Genomic DNA, 16,067 nt, shown 5'->3' with positions numbered 1-16,067 from the left:
CCGGTGGTCGATCATCTTTACTCTGTCAGATCGTCATGTCCACAGCGTTCCGTGACAGGAGCGGCGCTTGACAGAGAGAAGGAAGCCATGGGGTCCCAACTGAGCAAGGGGTCGACGGCCCGTCACGAGCCGCTGGAGTCGATGAGCCTGGAGCCGCTCATGACCCGGGATTACGAAAGCCGCCCCGCGCTCGTCTACGAGCGGCTGCGCCAGGCGCACGGTCCGGTCGCACCGGTGGACCTGCTGGGAGTGCCCGTGTGGTTGGTGTTGGGGTACAAGGAGGCGCTGGAGGTCCTGCAGAACGACGCCGCCTGGCCGAAGGGTCTGGAGAACTGGCGGGCGCGGGAGGAGGGCCGGCTGCCCGAGGACTGGCCACTGGCCCCGTCACTCGACGTCAACCACGTACTGATCCAGGGCGGTGAGGGCTACCCGAGCCTGCGCGGCGCGTGGGACGCCGCTCTCAGGCCGTTCCAGGACCCTCGGCAGCCCCAGGCCCGGCAGCTCAGGGCGAAGATCACCCGCGACGCGGACGAGCTCATCACCTTGCTCTCCCAGGGAGGCCGCAGCGGCTGGGCGGATCTCTCCGCCCAGTTCTCACGGCCCTTGCCGCTCATGGTCGCCAGTCATCTGCTCGGCTTCCCCGGCTCGCAGCACGACGACACGCTGATGGACATGTGGCGGGTGCTGGACGCCGGCCCCGATGCCGGGCCGGCGCTGGAGCGGCTGCTGGCCGCCCTCGCCGAGCTGGGGGCCTGGAAGATGAAACAGCCGGGCGACGACTTCCCCTCCTACCTGCTCGCCGCCCACCCCGGCCTCGGCGTAGAGGAGTTGTCCCGCGAGCTGATGATGCTGCTCGGCATGACCTCGGACCACGTCGGCATCCTGATCTCCAACACGGTCGTCGAGGTGATCGGCGGGAACAGCTCGGCGCGCGCCAGTCTGTCGGCGGGAATGATGAGGGAGACCATGAACCGGGTGGTGATGGAGAAGCCCCCGCTGGTCAACTTCGTGCCGCGGTTCCCGCTGACCGACACCCGGCTGGGCGACTACACCATCGCCGCGGGCGACCCGGTGTGGGTGTCCGTCGGCGCCGCGCACGCCGACCCGGCGTTCTCCGACAAGGTCTGCCCCGCCCAGACGATCAGCACCCGGGCGCACCTGGCCTGGGGCGCCGGGCCCCGCCAGTGTCCGGCCAGGGAACTGGCGACCACCACGGCGTCGATCGGTGTGAGCCGACTGCTGGAGCGGCTGTCCGGGCTGGAGTTGTCCCTGCCGATCGACCAACTGCCGTGGCGGTCCTCCCCCTTCATGCGCGGCCTGCGCTCGCTCCCGGTCCGCTACACGCTCGCCGACACGCCCGCTCCCCCGGCCTCGGAGGCGGCCGGACTGCCCGCCGTCCCTCCCCCGCCCGGTCATCCACCGGCCGTCGACGGCGCCGAACGGCCGCGTTCATCGCTGTGGCGCTATCTGGCGGGGCTGGTCCGGGGACGGTGACGCTGCCTCGGACATTGTCCGCGGACCCGGGTGTCGCCGCGCGCAGGGTGAGCATCCAGGTCCTTCCGCTGGTGCGAAGCCGAGAGCGGTGGAGGGCGCCGCCGCCGCGCGGGGAGGGCGGCCCTGCCGATCGCGTGCGCCATGTCGTGCGCCATGTCGCGCGCCATGTCGCGGCGGCTGCCGACGGTTCGTGCCGCCTCTTCGTCAGCCCGGCGTTCCGCGGTGGAGGACACGGCCGTACCCAGCGGGCGCAGGAGCGGGTCGGCGCGCGCCGCCGGCCGGGCGGCGCGCGGGAACCGGTGGTGCCGGCCGGCGAGGTGGGCGCGCGCACCGCGTCCACGACCGTCGCCACCCCCACCCATGAGGAGACCCTGTGAGCGAACCGTCCGGCCTCCGCCCCGAGCACCGCGCGGACTTCGAGGCGGTGCTGCACCTGGCACTGAACACCCCGGACATCCGCAGCGCCCTGCGCGCCGATCCGGCCGGCCTGGCCGCCCGTCGCCTCCGCGTCCGTGCGCTCGCGGACGCCGAGGAGATAACCGCCGCGGCACAGGCCGATTACCACGCGTATCTCGACTGTCTCGATCTGGACGCGCCGGTGACGGAGGTCGAGTCGGCCGGGGCGCGTCGGCACGCCGAGGAGACCGGGCCACATCGGCGTGCCGAGGCCGGGCCGCTGCCGGCGCCGGTCGTTCTCACGCCCCTCATGGCGTCCTCGTCCGCCGTCGCCCTGCTCGTGCTCGGCTACCTGCTCCAACTGGCCGACGTAGGCGGCACACTGCCCGGTTCGCTCACCACCGCCGGCTGGATTCTCGCTCTCGTGGCGGCCTTGAGTACCCTCGTCGCGCTCCTCGCGGTGATGGGCGCGGCGGTGCGCGGACGTCTCGGTTCAGCGCACTTCGCCCGGCGGGATCAGACGTGGCTGGACTGGCGGCAGGCCCTGTTGGAGCGGGGCATGCTGCCTCATCTCCGGCGGTGCATCGAAGAGGATCCGTCACTGTGGCCCTCCCGCGCGGGTCGGCCGCGAACCCGCGACTGAGGCCCCGCCGCACGCGGTCCGGCCGTCCGGCCGTCCGGCCGTCCCACGCCCGTTCCGGCGGAACCGTCGCCGCCGCCCGGACGTTCACCTGCAAGGAGCCGCGGCCACGGGGGCCGGACCGGGAGCGAACGGGGTGTGATGTGGTGCGCGTACTCGTCATCGGCGGCGGAATCGCGGGTACGGCGGCGGCTGTGGCCCTGCGCAAGGCGGGGATCGACGTCGCCGTGTACGAGGCACACCCCGAGTCGGCCGAGGACATCGGCGCGTTCCTCACCCTCGCGAGCAACGGCATGCGCGCCCTCGCCCAGCTCGACGCCTCCGCCGCGGTCACCGCGGTCGGCTTCCCGCTGACCTCGATGCGCGTTCTCGACGGCGCGGGCGCGGAGGTGGCGCACGTCCCGCTCGGCGAGGCCGCGAACCCCCGGCTGCGCTACCGGTGCCTGCGCCGCGGCGAACTCAACACGGCCCTGCAGGCGGAGGCCGCACGCCGCGGCATCGACATCCGGCACGGCGCCCGGCTCGCCTCCGTCGAGGACGGCCCGGGCGGCGTCACCGCCCGCTTCGCCGACGGCAGCACCGCGACCGGCGACGTGCTCGTCGGCGCCGACGGACTCAACTCCACCGTGCGCCGGGCGATCGCGCCCGCCACCAGACCGGTCCACGCGGGCCAACAGGTCTTCTACGGCTACACCAGCGCCGCCCCGCTGCCCGGACCGGACGCCTCCATCACCATGGTGCGCGGCGGCCCGGGCGGCTTCGGCTGCGCGGTGTCACCCGACGGGGAGACCTACTGGTTCGCGCGCGTCCCCGGTGATCCCCTGCCCACGGACGAGATCACCCGGGGCACCGCCGCCGGGTGGCGCGACCTGCTTGTGCCGTTGCTGCGCGAGGACACCCCCGTCGCCGCGGACGTCGTGGCGGCCACCACCGACGACATCATGGTCACCAACGCCACCGAGCTGCCCCTGGGCGCCCCCTGGCGCACCGCCCGCACGCTGTTGATCGGCGACGCGGCCCACGCGGCCTCCCCCGCGACCGGGCAGGGTGCGTCCATGGCACTGGAGGACGCCGTCGTCCTCGCCAAATCCCTGCGCGACGCCCCCGACACCGAGACCGCTCTCTCCTGCTACGAGTCACTGCGCCGCCCGCGCACCGAACACAACACCACCGTCAGCGGAAACATCTCCCGCGGCACCCACACCCCCTCGCGCCCCGCCAGTGGAGCGCCCCCGTCCCGGCCCGGGGACGACGACCTGGCCCGGCTCCTGGAATGGGACTCCGACATCATGACCATGCGGCCCGCGCACCAGGGGTAGGTAGCGGGGCGGCAACGGGGCCTACGGGACTCCCAGTTCGAAGAGCACGTATCCCGCGTACGAGCCCGACGCGACCGCCGAGATGCCTAACAGGGTGAACAGCGTGGGCAGACCGAGGCCGCGCAGTTTGACGGCCAGGGGGATGAAGAGGGGGAAGACCGGGAGCAGATAGCGGGAGACGTTGCCGAATATCTGTCGGCTGCCCAGGACCAGGGCGATGGTGAGGAGCGTGTAGACGACCAGGACGGCGGGCGGGCGCAGGCGGATCAGCAGCGGGATCAGCAGCACCGCCGAGAGGACGACGACTGCCCCGATGGTGTCCTCGAAGGGGTACGCGAAGAGGTAGTCGAAGCGGCCCACGGCGATGGAGGTGAGGACGTCGCGGGTGTGTTCGCCGTAGTCGAAGGTGTGCGCCCAGGCTCCGGTCTGGAGCTTGAAGTAGCCGCTCAGGTCGCCCATCCGGTTGCCGACCCAGAGCAGGTAGCCGAAGAGCCCGAGCGGCGCGATCAGAATCGCGGTCCATGGACGGGCGATGTCGTCCTGACGACGGTGGAGGGCCACCAGCGCGGCGACGGTGAGCGCGGCGATGAGTGCGACGGCGGTGGGGCGGTTGAGGCCGGCGGCGAAGGTGAGGATGCCGGCGGTGAGCCAGCGGTCACTCATGACGGCGTGACAGGCCCAGACGGCGAGGGCGACGTAGAGGGACTCCGAGTAGGCCGACCACTCCATGCCCGAGCCGGGCCAGACGGCCCACAGTCCGGCCGCGGCCAGCCCGGCCCGCCTGCCGCCGAACCGGGCGGTGACGGCGTAGACGCCGAGGGCGGCGACGAACGAGGCGACGACCGACACGAGCATGCCGGAGCCGTACAGACCGAGCCCCGTTCCTTCGGAGACGATCCGCATCGCCGCCGGGTAGAGCGGGAAGAACGCGGCCGAGTTGCCTTCGAGGGTGATGAGTCCCTTGGCGTCGGGGACCCGGACGAGAGCGGGGTCGTAGCCGTACGCGGCGATCTGCTGGTACCACCAGCCGTCCCAGCTCGCCAGCACGTCCCAGGCATGGGCGCCGCCGCCGAAACGCGGGTGCTTCTTCCGGTACTCCCCCGCCGAGCTGAGCAGGTACATGAAGACGGAGAAGCCGATGAGCTTCAGTACGCCGTACAGGGCCAGCACGGGACCGTGGTGTCTGACCCAACGGCTCAGGCTGGAAAGCCAGTTGTGCCTCCAGTCGTGGTTCGGGTCGTGACTCGGATCGTGACTCGGGTCGTGACTCGGATCTCGGCTCGGATCGTGGGCGGGGCCCCGGCCGGAATCAAGGGGCTCGAAGTGGTCGGCCCCGGGGCGGATCGCCGGTGTCGTCATCGTGTGGTTCACGCGGCCGTGGACCCCGTCGCGCGGCGACGGGTGGGAAACACCCAGGCCCTCAGGAGCAGGAAGCGCAGGAGTGTCGCGGCCAGGTTGGCGGCGACCAGCACCCCGATCTCCGTGGGGCGCGCGGGTCTTGGTACCACGTGGTGCAGCACGGCCAGTGATCCGCTGGTCAGGATCAGCCCGACCGCGAAGACCAGCAGGCCTTTGGCCTGGTGGCGCAGCGCACCGCCCCGGCCGCGCAGCCCGAAGGTGAGCCGGCGGTTCGCGGCCGTGTTGGCGACCGCGCAGATCAGCAGGGCCAGCGCGTTGGCGGCCTGTGGTCCGGTCGGCGGGCGCAACAGCGCGTACAGCAGCACGTATCCGACGGTGCTCACGGCTCCCACCGCCGCGAAGCGCAGCAGTTGGCCCGCCAGACCGCTGGGCGTGTGGTCGGCGCCGCCGCGGCGCAGCCCGGCTGTCGGAAGTGTGCCGCGGGCCAGGGACCGGCCGATCCTGGCGATGCCACGCAGGTCGGCCAGCGCCGTGGAGAGGATGTCGACCCGGCTGTCGGGATCGTCCACCCAGTCGACCGGCACCTCGTGGATGCGCAGCCCGGCCCGTTCGGCTATCACCAGCAGTTCGGTGTCGAAGAACCACCCCGAGTCCTGCACAAGGGGCAGCAACCGCTCGGCGACATCACGTCGTACCGCCTTGAATCCGCACTGCGCGTCGGAGAAACCCACGGCGAGGGTGGAGCGCAACAGGACGTTGTAGCAACGGGAGATGACCTCTCGCCCGGGGCCCCGCACCACTCGGGCACCACGGGCCAGGCGGGTGCCGATCGCGATGTCGGAGTGGCCGGAGATCAGCGGGGCGACCAGCGGCAGCAGCGCCGCCAGATCGGTCGACAGGTCCACGTCCAGGTAGGCGAGCACCGGCGCCCGCGACCTGGACCACGCCGCGTGCAGCGCCCCGCCGCGTCCCTTGTCGGCCAGCCGCAGCCACTGCGCCTCCGGCAACTCGGCGGCCAGCCGGGCCGCTATCCGCGGGGTGTCGTCGGTACTGGCGTTGTCCGCGACAGTGATCCGGAACGGGTACGGGAAGGTCTCGCGCAGATGCGCGTGGAGCCGCCGCACGCTCGGCTCCAGGTCCGCCTCCTCGTTGAACACCGGGACCACCACGTCCAGAACCGGCTCCCGGTGGTGCGCCGACACCGGTGTGCGGAGCGGCAGTTGGCCCAGCGGGCAGTCGGTCGCGGAGTCCCTCGGGTGATCCGGATGATCCATGGAGTGGCCCTTCAATGCGGCCGTCCCGGTGTTTGTCACGATGTGTCCGTGTCTGTGTTCTGTCGCAGGGCATGCCGAAGACACTCGCGGCGATGGTGCGACCAACGGGCAGGGGGTCAGGAGTTACGAGGTGCCGGTCACGGCTTGACGTCGCCGGTCACGGCTTGACGTCGCCGGTCACGGCGTGGCTTTGACGCTCACGGCGTCGCTTTGACGCTCACCGCATGTCGTCGCCGGTCAGGGAAAACGTGGAGGCCCCCTATCCGGCATCGGCCGAACTCTCCGGCGCCGACGAGCCGACATTCGTAGGCAGGGTCGCCGGTGCGGACGGAGTGCGCGTCGCCCCCGAGTCCGAGTCCGAGGTCGGCGGCAGGGTGGTGGTCGAGGGGGCACCCGGGCCGGAGGGCACCATGTCCGAACTCCGGACCGTGGTCGGCGTCCCGGTCGGGCCGACGGTCCCCTCGACGCCCTCCTCGACGGTCGCGTCGGCGGTTTCGCCGGTCGTCGTGGCGGACGAGGTCCCGGACGGGGACACGTCCGGTGCCTGCGTCGAAGTCATGGTCGGTGCGGCCGGGCTCGTCGCGGGCCGGGGAAGGGGAGCCTGCGGCCTGTTCTCGACGGAGTCGCGGGGCAGCAGGAGGAAGCCGATGCCGAGTCCGGCGACGACCAGGGCGGAGCCGAGGGCCCGCTGTGCCACGCGGGCCCGCTGCCGGGACCGTACGCCCGACCGGAGGCGTTGGCGGTGCCGCTGCTCGAAGGGGGCTTGTTCCTGGGTGTCGCGCATCATCTGCGACAACTCCCGCTCGAAGTGATCCATGGCCTCCCCTTCACCCCACCGGCTCGATGACATCGGCCAGGATCTGACGCAGCCGAGCCACACCACGTGACGCATGGGATCGGGCGGTGCCCACGGGACACCCCAACACCTCTGCGACCTGCTTCTCCGACAGGTCCTGGTAGTAACGCAGCACCACCGCGGCTCTTTGCCGCGGCGGCAACTGGGCCAGCGCGGCTTCCAGCCGGGAGCGCTCCGCCACGGCGGCGAAGACGTCCCCCGTCTCCGCCAGGTCGGGCAGCTGCTCCACCGGGCGCTCGCCCCACCAGCGCCGCCGCGCCGAGCGCGCCGCCGCTCGTGCCAGCACCTTGCGCAGGTACGCCTCCGGCGCCTCGTCGGCGATCTTGGGCCAGACGAACCAGAGCTTGACCAGTGCCTCTTGGAGCAGATCCTCGGCGCGGTGCCGATCGCCTCCCACGAGGAGACGGGCCAGGTGCAGCAACGCCGACCAGCGGGCCGCCACGAACCCGTCGAACCCCTCGGCTCGACTCTGCTCCATCCGCACCGTCCCCGTTCCGGCCAGCCCTGTACATCTAGGTAAAGACGGTGGCCCCCACACCACGATGCACTCCGACCCTATGATCCAGATCACACCGCGCCCCGGACGGAGCCGGGCCGGGCGGCCGGGCGGCACGGAGGCCGGCTCGCCGCACGCGGACGTCCTTGTCGCGCCGCGGCACGGCGATGGCGCCGGGCGGGCCGCCCGGCTCGTGCACCAGCCGGTCGGGCCGCTCGCGCAGCGTGTGGTCGTCCGACGGACCGGGGGGCGGCACCGGCGGTCGTGCTCACGGCCGCCGGGATCAGTGCGGCGGACAGGCGGCGCGGCTGCGGGAGGCGTCACCGGAGGCTCCTGAGGGCTCCTGAGGGCTCCCGGAAGTGGGCTGAACTGTGGGTTCAGCCTCCCGAGCCGGGTGTCCGGATGTTCGCCTCAGCCGCCGAGTGTCGTACGGACCACCGCCTTGGCCTCCTCCTGCACCTGGGCGAGGTGGTCGGGGCCGAGGAAGGACTCGGCGTAGATCTTGTAGACGTCCTCGGTGCCCGAAGGGCGGGCCGCGAACCAGGCGTTGGCCGTGGTGACCTTGATGCCGCCGATGGGCGCCTGGTTTCCGGGCGCCTCGGTGAGTACGGCGGTCACCGCCTCGCCGGCCAGGGTGTCCGCGCTGACCTGGGCGGGCGAGAGCTTGCCGAGCAAGGCCTTCTCCTCGCGGGTGGCGGGCGCGTCGATGCGGGCGTACGCGGGCTCGCCGAACCGGGCGGTCAGCGCGGTGTAGTGCTCCGACGGCGTCTTCCCGGTGACCGCCGTGATCTCGCCGGCCAGCAGCGCGAGGATGATGCCGTCCTTGTCGGTGGTCCACACCGAGCCGTCCCGGCGCAGGAAGGACGCGCCGGCCGACTCCTCGCCGCCGAACCCGAGCGTTCCGTCGACGAGTCCGTCCACGAACCACTTGAACCCGACGGGCACCTCGACCAGCCGGCGCCCCAGGTCGGCGGCGACCCGGTCGATCATTCCGGACGACACCAGCGTCTTGCCGATGCCCGCGTCGGCGGACCATCCCTTGCGGTGGGAGTAGAGGTAGGAGATGGCCGCGGCCAGGTAGTGGTTGGGGTTCATCAGCCCCGCGTCGGGCGTGACGATGCCGTGCCGGTCGGCGTCGGCGTCGTTGCCGGTGGCGATCTGGAAGCGGTCGCGCTGCTCGATGAGGGAGGCCATGGCGTACGGCGACGAGCAGTCCATGCGGATCTTGCCGTCCCAGTCCAGCGTCATGAACCGCCAGGTCGGGTCGGCGAGCGGGTTGACCACGGTCAGGTCGAGCCCGTGCTCCTCGGCGATCCGGCCCCAGTAGTCGACCGAGGCCCCGCCCAGCGGGTCGGCGCCGATACGGACGCCCGCCGCGCGGATCGCGTCCAGGTCCAGGACGCTGGGCAGGTCGGCGACGTACGTGCCGAGGAAGTCGTAGCGCCCCGTGCCCTCGGCGCCGAGTGCCCGGGTGTAGGAAATGCGCCGTACGTCCTTCAGGCCGCTCGCGATGATCTCGTTGGCCCGGTCCTGGATCCAGGTCGTCGCCAGGGAGGCGGCCGGGCCGCCGTTCGGCGGGTTGTACTTGAACCCCCCGTCGGCGGGCGGGTTGTGGGACGGGGTGACGACCACGCCGTCCGCGAGGCCCGAGGTCCGCCCGCGGTTGTGGGTGAGGATGGCGTGCGAGACGGCCGGGGTGGGCGTGTAGCCGTCCGCGCTGTCGATGAGCACGGTGACCTCGTTGGCGGCGAAGACCTCGAGGGCGGTGACCCTCGCCGGCTCGGACAGCGCGTGGGTGTCGGCTCCCAGGAACAGGGGGCCGTCGGTGCCCTGGCCGGCGCGGTACTCGCAGATGGCCTGGCTGGTCGCCGCGATGTGCGCCTCGTTGAACGAGGTCGCCAGTGACGATCCGCGGTGCCCGGACGTTCCGAACGCGACCCTTTGCCCCAGTTCAGCCGGGTCCGGGTGCAACGCGTAGTACGCGGTGACCAGTTGGGCGACGTCGACGAGGTCCTCCGGACCGGCCTGCTTGCCCGCTCGCTCGTGCTGCATGCCCGCTCCCACAGATGGTTCGGCCTACGGTGAAGCCCCCATCCTTCCTCGTCACGGCGGTGTTCCGCGAGTCCGCCTCGGGTTTGGCGCGGGAGCCGCGGAAGCGGTTGTGCGGTGTTTGATTCCCGCTGAGACGTGTACGTGGATGTACATGGCCCAGTCGATACGAGAGACAGAGCGAAAGTACGAGGCTCCGGCGGCCGACGACACCTCCTGGCTGCCCGACCTCACCGACGTGGACGGCATCGCGTCCGTGGTGGACCGGGGCACCGACGACCTCGACGCCGTGTACTACGACACCGTGGATCTGCGGCTGGCCGACACCTCGGCCACCCTGCGCCGCAGGACGGGCGGCTCCGACGCCGGCTGGCACCTCAAGCTGCCGCTGCCCGGCGACAGCCGCGAGGAACTGCGCGCCCCGCTGTCCGACACGGTCCCGGGCGACCTGCGTGACCTGGCGGTCTCCCGTACCCGGGGTGCGGAACTGAGGCCGGTGGTCCGGCTGCGCACCGAACGGCACAGGCGGGAGTTCGCCGATGCCGAGGGCACCGTGCTGGGCGAGCTGAGCATCGACGCGGTCGAGGCGGAGTCGCTGCTCGCCGGGGAGACGCGGGCCTCGTGGACGGAGCTGGAGGTCGAGCTCGGCGAGGACGCCGACCCGGAGCTGCTGGGCGCCGTGGACAAGGTGCTGCGCGAGGCCGGCGTCGAGCGGCTGCCCGGTCCCTCCAAGCTCGCCCGCGCGCTGGAGGAGACGAAGGTGGGCACGCCCCGGCTGCCGGACGCGCGGGCCGAGGACGTGGTCGCGGACTCGGCCGGCGAGCTGGTCCTCGGCTATGTGGAGAAGCAGGTGCGGGCCCTGGTCGAGCTCGACCCCGCGGTCCGCCGGAACCTGCCGGACTCGGTGCACAGGATGCGGGTCGCCTGTCGTCGACTGCGGAGTGTGCTGCGCTCGTACCGTTCGGTCCTGGACCGCGCGGCCACCGATCCCGTGCGCGATGAACTCCAATGGCTGGCCGGTGAACTGGGCGCGGAACGCGACCACGAGGTGCTTCAGGAACGACTCGACGCCGGGGTCGGTGCCCTGCCGCGGGAACTGGTCCTGGGGCCCGTCACGGCCCGCCTCCAGGCATGGCACGTCACCAAGAGCTCCGAGGCCCGGTCACGTACGCAGGACGCCCTGGCCTCGCCCCGCTATCTGGCCCTGCTGGACTCGCTGGCCGGCCTGGTCACGCGGCCTCCGCTGCGCCGCAAGGCCGCCTGGAAGCCGAAGGGCGTGATGGCCGAGGCGGTCCTCAAGGAGTACGACCGGCTCGCCGGCCGTGTCGAGGTCGCCCTGGAGACGCCCCCCGGCGCGGACCGGGACGCCGCTCTGCACCAGGGTCGCAAGGCGGCCAAGAAGGCCCGGTACGCCACGGAGCCGGCCCGCGCCTCGCTCGGCAAGCCCGCCAAACGCCTCGGCAAGCGCGTCAAGGGCGTCCAGAAGGTGCTCGGCGATCACCAGGACAGCGTGGTGGCCCGGACCGAGCTGCGCCGAATGGCGGTGGCGGCGGAAACGTCCGGTGAGGCGAGCTTCACCTGGGGCCTTCTGTACGGGCGGGAGCAGGCGGCGGCCGGCGAGCGGCAACGGGAACTGCCTCACGTGTGGGCCCGCGCCTCGAAGCCTGCGCTTCGTAAGGCACTCGGGCACTGACGGCTGCGCGAGGCACTCAGACGCTGACGGCTGCGCGAGGCACTCAGGCGCCGACTTCCAAGGCCGCGGACTCGTGTCGTTCGACCGCCACGGCGGCGCGTCACGGCGGCCCGGGCCGGTCGCCGCGTTCGTCCGTGTCTCCGGGCGGCCGGGTGTGTGGGGTGTCGCCGGCTGTGAGGTGCTCCAGGATCTCGACCAGCTCCTGGCAGGCTCGTTCCACCGAGCGTCTGGTGTTGCGTTGCTCGGTGACGACGGCCGACAGGAGCAGGGCGATCATGGCCATGGTGCCGTTGAAGGCCTGCAGTTTGATCATCACATCGATGCTGGTCAGCCCGTCGAAGGGGCCGATCCCGTCCGTCGCGGCGAGGGTGGCCATGACGGACGTGAACAGGGCACAGAGCATGCTGCCGACCAACCGGAAGCGCAGAGCCGCCCAGATCAGCAGCGGATAGGCGAGGAACAGCAGGCTGGCCTCGTCGCGTGTGGCCACCGGTACGACAACGCAGGCGATGGCGGCCAGCCCCACGGCCTCCTTCCACCGGGCCATGGGCAGCGGTCGGCGCGCCCCGTGCAGCAACAGCAGGAGCGGGGTGACGATCAGGACGCCCATCGCGTCGCCCACCCACCACGCGAGCCACACCGGCCAGAAACTGTCGGTGTCGAGCCGGTCGGTGACCACGAGCATGCCGACGCCCACCGTGGAGCTGATCAGCATGCTGGTCAGGGCCCCCAGGAACACCAGGGCGAGGCCGTCCCGCAGCCGGCTGAGATCGGTGCGGAAGCCCACCCGGCGCAGCAGGAGGTACGCGCACACAGGAGCGACGGTGTTGCCCGCCAGGTTGCCGAGCACGTCGGGACGGAGCGTGGTGAGGTGCACGATGACGAGCAGGACACCCAGTGCGATGCCGGGCCAGGCGCGCAGCCCGAGGATCAGCAGACAGGCCACCGCCACACCCGTGGGCGGCCAGATGGGTGTGAACACCGCGCCCTCGACGACCATGTCCCGCAGAAGTCCGAGTCGCCCTGCCGCGTAGTAGCCGCCGGCGACTGCCAGCGTCTGGAGGGCGAAGGCGCCGGTGCGGCGCAGATCCTCGATGCCCACCACACCAGCCATCAGACACCGGCGCCGCCGTCCCGGCGAGACGGGGGGCCGCGCGCTGCCGCCCTATGGCTGAACCTCTGGCCCGTCGTAGCCGAGGACCAGCACCGCGGCGTCGTCCTCGTGGCCCACGCGATCGGCGCCCTTGATCACGGCGGCGGCCAGTGAGTCCACCGTCATGCCCGCCACAACGGCGACGCCCGCCAGCCGGACCACCTGGTCCAGCCCCTGGTCGACCTCCATCAGGGGGCCTTCCACCACGCCGTCCGTGAGCAGGACGAACACTCCGCCCGTGGTGAGCCGGTGCCGGGTCACCGGGTAGGTCATTCCCGCCTGGATGCCGAGCGGCGGGCCCCCGTTCCCGTCGGCGATGCCGGACCTTCCGTCCGCGGTGGCCCAGACACAGGGGATGTGTCCGGCCCGGGCGCTCTCCAGCACACCGGTCGACGGGTCGAGGCGCATGAACGTGCAGGTGGCGAACAAATCGGTGCCGAGGGAAAGGAGCAGGTCGTTCGTCCTGGCGAGGAGCTCGCCGGGCTCGCTCGTGACGGAGGCGAGCGCCCGCAGCCCCACCCGCACCTGGCCCATGAAGGCGGCGGCCTCGATGTTGTGGCCCTGGACGTCGCCGATCGACAGCCCGATGCGGCCGTCGGGCATCGTGAAGGCGTCGTACCAGTCCCCGCCCACGTTGAGGCCGTGGTAAGCCGGTGCGTAGCGGACGGCGAGGTGGTAGCGCGGCGCCGCGGGCATGTGCGCGGGCAGCATGCCGCGTTGCAGGGCGATCGCCAGCTCGACCCGGGAACGCTGCAGTTCCGCGTGTTCGCGCGCCTGCGCGGTCAGCGATCCGAGCCTGGTCAGCAGCTCGTCGCCGTCGTCCGTGGGGCGCTTGCGGGACATTGATCGCTCCGGAGGATGTCGACCCTTTCAGGGCGATACCCCTAAATGGTCTTTATCGGATGATAGCGACGCCAGGGCGCGGCCCGGAAGCCAGGGCCTCGCCCCGCCCTCGTGCACTGCGGGGGCACGACCTCTCCGTCGTCGAGCGGGCACCCCGCTTCCGTACCGGCGGATCACCGGTCGCCATCCGGGCCGACGCGATCACCACCGCCGTCGTCCGACACCGCGCCGGACCTACGCCCTGACGGAGACGGAGACTGCCGGGAAAGCGCCCGACGTCCCTGCGCCGCACCCCGCTTCGAGGTCGGCCGGGAGGCCTCCAGCCCCGTCTGTTCGCCCGTGTGAGCGCCTTGAGTGGTGGGATCGACGGACGTGACTGACGGTGGATCATGTCGAGGCCGGGTCAGTCCAGCTGACGCGACGCCAGCTGCCCAGGCCGAGACGGAAGGAATTCCGGATGCGCTCCACACGGATGCTTCTGGCCACCGCCGCCGCCTCCGCCGTTCTCGCGATCACCGCACCCGGCGCCTACGCGGCCGACAGTGACTGGGGCCACGAGGACTCGTCGTCATACAGCAAGGAGAAGGAGCACGGCAAGGAGAAGGAGCACGACAAGGACAGCGGCCACAAGTCGCCGCACGGCGGGATGCACACCGGTGGCGGTGCGCTGACCATGGTGAACGAGGACGAGTGGGGTACCGCCAAGGACCCCAAGTACGACCCGGAGACCTACAAGGACAAGGACAAGGACAAGGGGTACGAGAAGGAGTCGTCCGGCGGGTACGAGAAGGAGTCCTCCGGTGAGGACCACCACGGCAAGCCCCACGGCGGGGTGCACACCGGTGGGGGCGCGCTGGCCTCGCCGGGCATGACCGGCGCCGGTATGGCCGTGCTGGGCGTCGCCGCGACCGGTCTGTACGCGGCGCGGCGCAGGTCGGCCGGAACCGCGGCCTGACGTCATGCCTGACGCGATAGCAGCCGGGCCGCCACCCAGCAGCGCTCGGCGGCGGCCCGGCTCGCGTTCCGCGTCCCCCTCCCCCTGTGCTGCCGCGCCCGAGCGAGAGTGAGGTGCTGTCCGATGGCAGCCGGTCCTGCTTCCCCCACCGACAGCCTGCCGGTACCGCCCGAGCAGAGGTCCGGCCACAACATGGCGGCGATCTGCGCCGTGGCCGCCCTGATCCTGGCGGTGAGCCTGTTCGGCGAGAAAGACCCGTCGTCGGATGCCATCCGCCCACCGCAGGGCGCGCAGGCCGCCGCGCCCGCGGGCACGTCGGCCGCGCCCACCGCGTCCCGGACGGGCAAACAACTGCCGCGGTCGAGGCCGCTGCGCCTGATCATCCCGAAGATCTCGGTCGACGCCCCCTTCACCGAACTCGCCATCGATCGGACCGGCCAGCTCGAAGCCCCGCCCGCCGACGACACCAACCTGGTGGGCTGGCACGCCCTGGGGACCTCCCCCGGAGAAGCGGGCACGGCCATCATCGCCGGGCACGTCGACACGGCCACTTCCCCGGCGGTCTTCGTCGGCCTCGGTGAACTGGAGAAGGGCGACACCTTCCGGGTCCTGCGGGCCGACGGGCGCACGGCGACCTTCGTGGTCGATGACTCGGAGACGTTCGCCAAGAACGACTTCCCCGACCGGCGTGTGTACGGCGACACCCCGCAGGCCCAGGTCCGGCTCATCACCTGCGCGGGTGCCTACGACCGTTCGGTCCGGGACTACAAGGACAACCTGGTGGTCTTCGCCCACCTCATCTGACGCGGGCGGACGCCCGCCCGCACCCTGACATGTGTCAGGCACCGGTCGCCGGTCGGTTCTTCTAGGGTCGCCGGAGCAAGCGGTGGTCAGCCGCGCAGTCGGCCGTATGCCGCTCGTCCAGCACTCCGCCGACACAGGAAAGAGGGCTCATGAGCCGCCGATCACTCTCGACTCTGCTGGCCGCGGGGGGCGCCGCCGCGGTGATGGCGCTCACTCAGGTCTCCGCCCAGGCCGCCTCGTTCCAGGGGGGCAACTACGGGGCGTACGGAATGGAGGGCCAGTACCCCACCATCTCCAGTTGCGCGGGCACGTTCCAGCAGGTCGGTGCCACACGCTACTCGGAGGGCATGGCGCTGAAGTACTTCTACTCCTCGAAGTGCGGGTCCTTCGCGAGGATCGAGAACTCCCGCGCGAACTGTGCCGCCGTTCTGCAGCGGTCGAACTCCGGCACCGGGCGCGTCGACGGCTGGGTCTCCGAGACCGTCGACTCCGGCATCGACTACGCGTACACGAAGATCGGCAACAACCTCAACGGCCGTGTCTCGCGGGCCCTGCTCTCGTGCGACGGCCACGACGCGGTCTATACCAACTGGTACTGACGTCTCGTCGGCCGACACCGACACGCACTGAGCGGTGGGGGGGGGGCGCCGGGGGGGCCCACCTCCCAGGAGCCACGTTGTGGTGAGGGGGCGGGGCCAAAAGACCGGGGGGGGGGGGGGGGGGGGTGAACCGTCGC

14 protein-coding genes and 1 pseudogene are annotated in these 16,067 nt (G+C 71.8%); 7 read left to right on the top strand and 8 right to left on the bottom strand.

Going from position 1 to position 16,067, the window contains the following annotated elements; translation table 11 throughout:
• Positions 1 to 87: 87 nt before the first annotated feature.
• Positions 88 to 1,494 (top strand): cytochrome P450, encoded by a 1,407-nt coding sequence (locus tag AB0H86_RS40390; protein WP_362450551.1) that lies wholly within the window; start codon positions 88 to 90, stop codon positions 1,492 to 1,494.
• Between the two features lie 90 nt (positions 1,495 to 1,584).
• Here AB0H86_RS40390 and AB0H86_RS40385 read toward each other — a convergent pair.
• A pseudogene (locus AB0H86_RS40385) lies at positions 1,585 to 1,820 on the bottom strand (hypothetical protein); the annotation flags it as partial.
• 47 nt (positions 1,821 to 1,867) lie between these two features.
• On the opposite strand from AB0H86_RS40385, the gene AB0H86_RS40380 reads away from it, so the two are divergent.
• Complete coding sequence (locus tag AB0H86_RS40380) at positions 1,868 to 2,533, top strand: hypothetical protein (RefSeq protein ID WP_362450548.1); 666 nt, start codon at positions 1,868 to 1,870, stop codon at positions 2,531 to 2,533.
• Between the two features lie 140 nt (positions 2,534 to 2,673).
• A complete protein-coding gene (locus AB0H86_RS40375; protein ID WP_362450545.1) occupies positions 2,674 to 3,849 on the top strand; it encodes an FAD-dependent oxidoreductase in 1,176 nt (391 codons plus the stop codon).
• Between the two features lie 21 nt (positions 3,850 to 3,870).
• On the opposite strand, the gene AB0H86_RS40370 is transcribed toward AB0H86_RS40375, so the two are convergent.
• The 5 genes from AB0H86_RS40370 to pgm all read right to left on the bottom strand — a co-directional run bounded on the left by AB0H86_RS40370 (position 3,871) and on the right by pgm (position 9,886).
• Positions 3,871 to 5,049, bottom strand: coding sequence for a hypothetical protein (locus tag AB0H86_RS40370; protein WP_362450634.1), 1,179 nt, complete (start codon positions 5,047 to 5,049; stop codon positions 3,871 to 3,873).
• 167 nt (positions 5,050 to 5,216) lie between these two features.
• A complete protein-coding gene (locus AB0H86_RS40365; protein WP_362450542.1) occupies positions 5,217 to 6,482 on the bottom strand; it encodes a bifunctional glycosyltransferase family 2/GtrA family protein in 1,266 nt (421 codons plus the stop codon).
• Between the two features lie 259 nt (positions 6,483 to 6,741).
• Positions 6,742 to 7,299 (bottom strand): hypothetical protein, encoded by a 558-nt coding sequence (locus AB0H86_RS40360; RefSeq protein WP_362450539.1) that lies wholly within the window; start codon positions 7,297 to 7,299, stop codon positions 6,742 to 6,744.
• Between the two features lie 10 nt (positions 7,300 to 7,309).
• Positions 7,310 to 7,816 (bottom strand): SigE family RNA polymerase sigma factor, encoded by a 507-nt coding sequence (locus AB0H86_RS40355; protein ID WP_362450537.1) that lies wholly within the window; start codon positions 7,814 to 7,816, stop codon positions 7,310 to 7,312.
• Between the two features lie 429 nt (positions 7,817 to 8,245).
• Complete coding sequence (gene pgm / locus AB0H86_RS40350; RefSeq protein WP_362450535.1) at positions 8,246 to 9,886, bottom strand: phosphoglucomutase (alpha-D-glucose-1,6-bisphosphate-dependent); 1,641 nt, start codon at positions 9,884 to 9,886, stop codon at positions 8,246 to 8,248.
• 151 nt (positions 9,887 to 10,037) lie between these two features.
• Here pgm and AB0H86_RS40345 point away from each other — a divergent pair, with 151 nt between their 5' ends.
• Positions 10,038 to 11,576, top strand: a complete 1,539-nt coding sequence (locus AB0H86_RS40345; RefSeq protein WP_362450532.1) for a CYTH and CHAD domain-containing protein — start codon at positions 10,038 to 10,040, stop codon at positions 11,574 to 11,576.
• 100 nt (positions 11,577 to 11,676) lie between these two features.
• Here the strand turns inward: AB0H86_RS40345 and AB0H86_RS40340 are convergent, their stop codons facing one another.
• Both AB0H86_RS40340 and AB0H86_RS40335 read right to left on the bottom strand, forming a co-directional pair.
• Entirely contained in the window at positions 11,677 to 12,690 is a 1,014-nt protein-coding gene (locus tag AB0H86_RS40340) for an MASE1 domain-containing protein (RefSeq protein WP_362450530.1), read from the bottom strand.
• A gap of 51 nt (positions 12,691 to 12,741) precedes the next feature.
• A complete protein-coding gene (locus tag AB0H86_RS40335; RefSeq protein WP_362450528.1) occupies positions 12,742 to 13,572 on the bottom strand; it encodes a PP2C family protein-serine/threonine phosphatase in 831 nt (276 codons plus the stop codon).
• A 457-nt stretch (positions 13,573 to 14,029) separates the two neighbouring features.
• On the opposite strand from AB0H86_RS40335, the gene AB0H86_RS40330 reads away from it, so the two are divergent.
• The 3 genes from AB0H86_RS40330 to AB0H86_RS40320 all read left to right on the top strand — a co-directional run bounded on the left by AB0H86_RS40330 (position 14,030) and on the right by AB0H86_RS40320 (position 15,930).
• On the top strand, positions 14,030 to 14,527 hold the full coding sequence (locus tag AB0H86_RS40330) for a hypothetical protein (protein ID WP_362450526.1): 498 nt from the start codon (positions 14,030 to 14,032) through the stop codon (positions 14,525 to 14,527).
• A gap of 123 nt (positions 14,528 to 14,650) precedes the next feature.
• Positions 14,651 to 15,331, top strand: coding sequence for a class F sortase (locus tag AB0H86_RS40325; protein WP_362450523.1), 681 nt, complete (start codon positions 14,651 to 14,653; stop codon positions 15,329 to 15,331).
• 149 nt (positions 15,332 to 15,480) lie between these two features.
• On the top strand, positions 15,481 to 15,930 hold the full coding sequence (locus AB0H86_RS40320; RefSeq protein WP_362450521.1) for a hypothetical protein: 450 nt from the start codon (positions 15,481 to 15,483) through the stop codon (positions 15,928 to 15,930).
• Positions 15,931 to 16,067 lie beyond the last annotated feature (137 nt).

Origin of the sequence: Streptomyces sp. NPDC050997 (assembly GCF_040660135.1) — a bacterium.
Taxonomy (GTDB): Bacteria; Actinomycetota; Actinomycetes; order Streptomycetales; family Streptomycetaceae; genus Streptomyces.
This window is presented reverse-complemented; position numbering and strand designations above follow the sequence as displayed.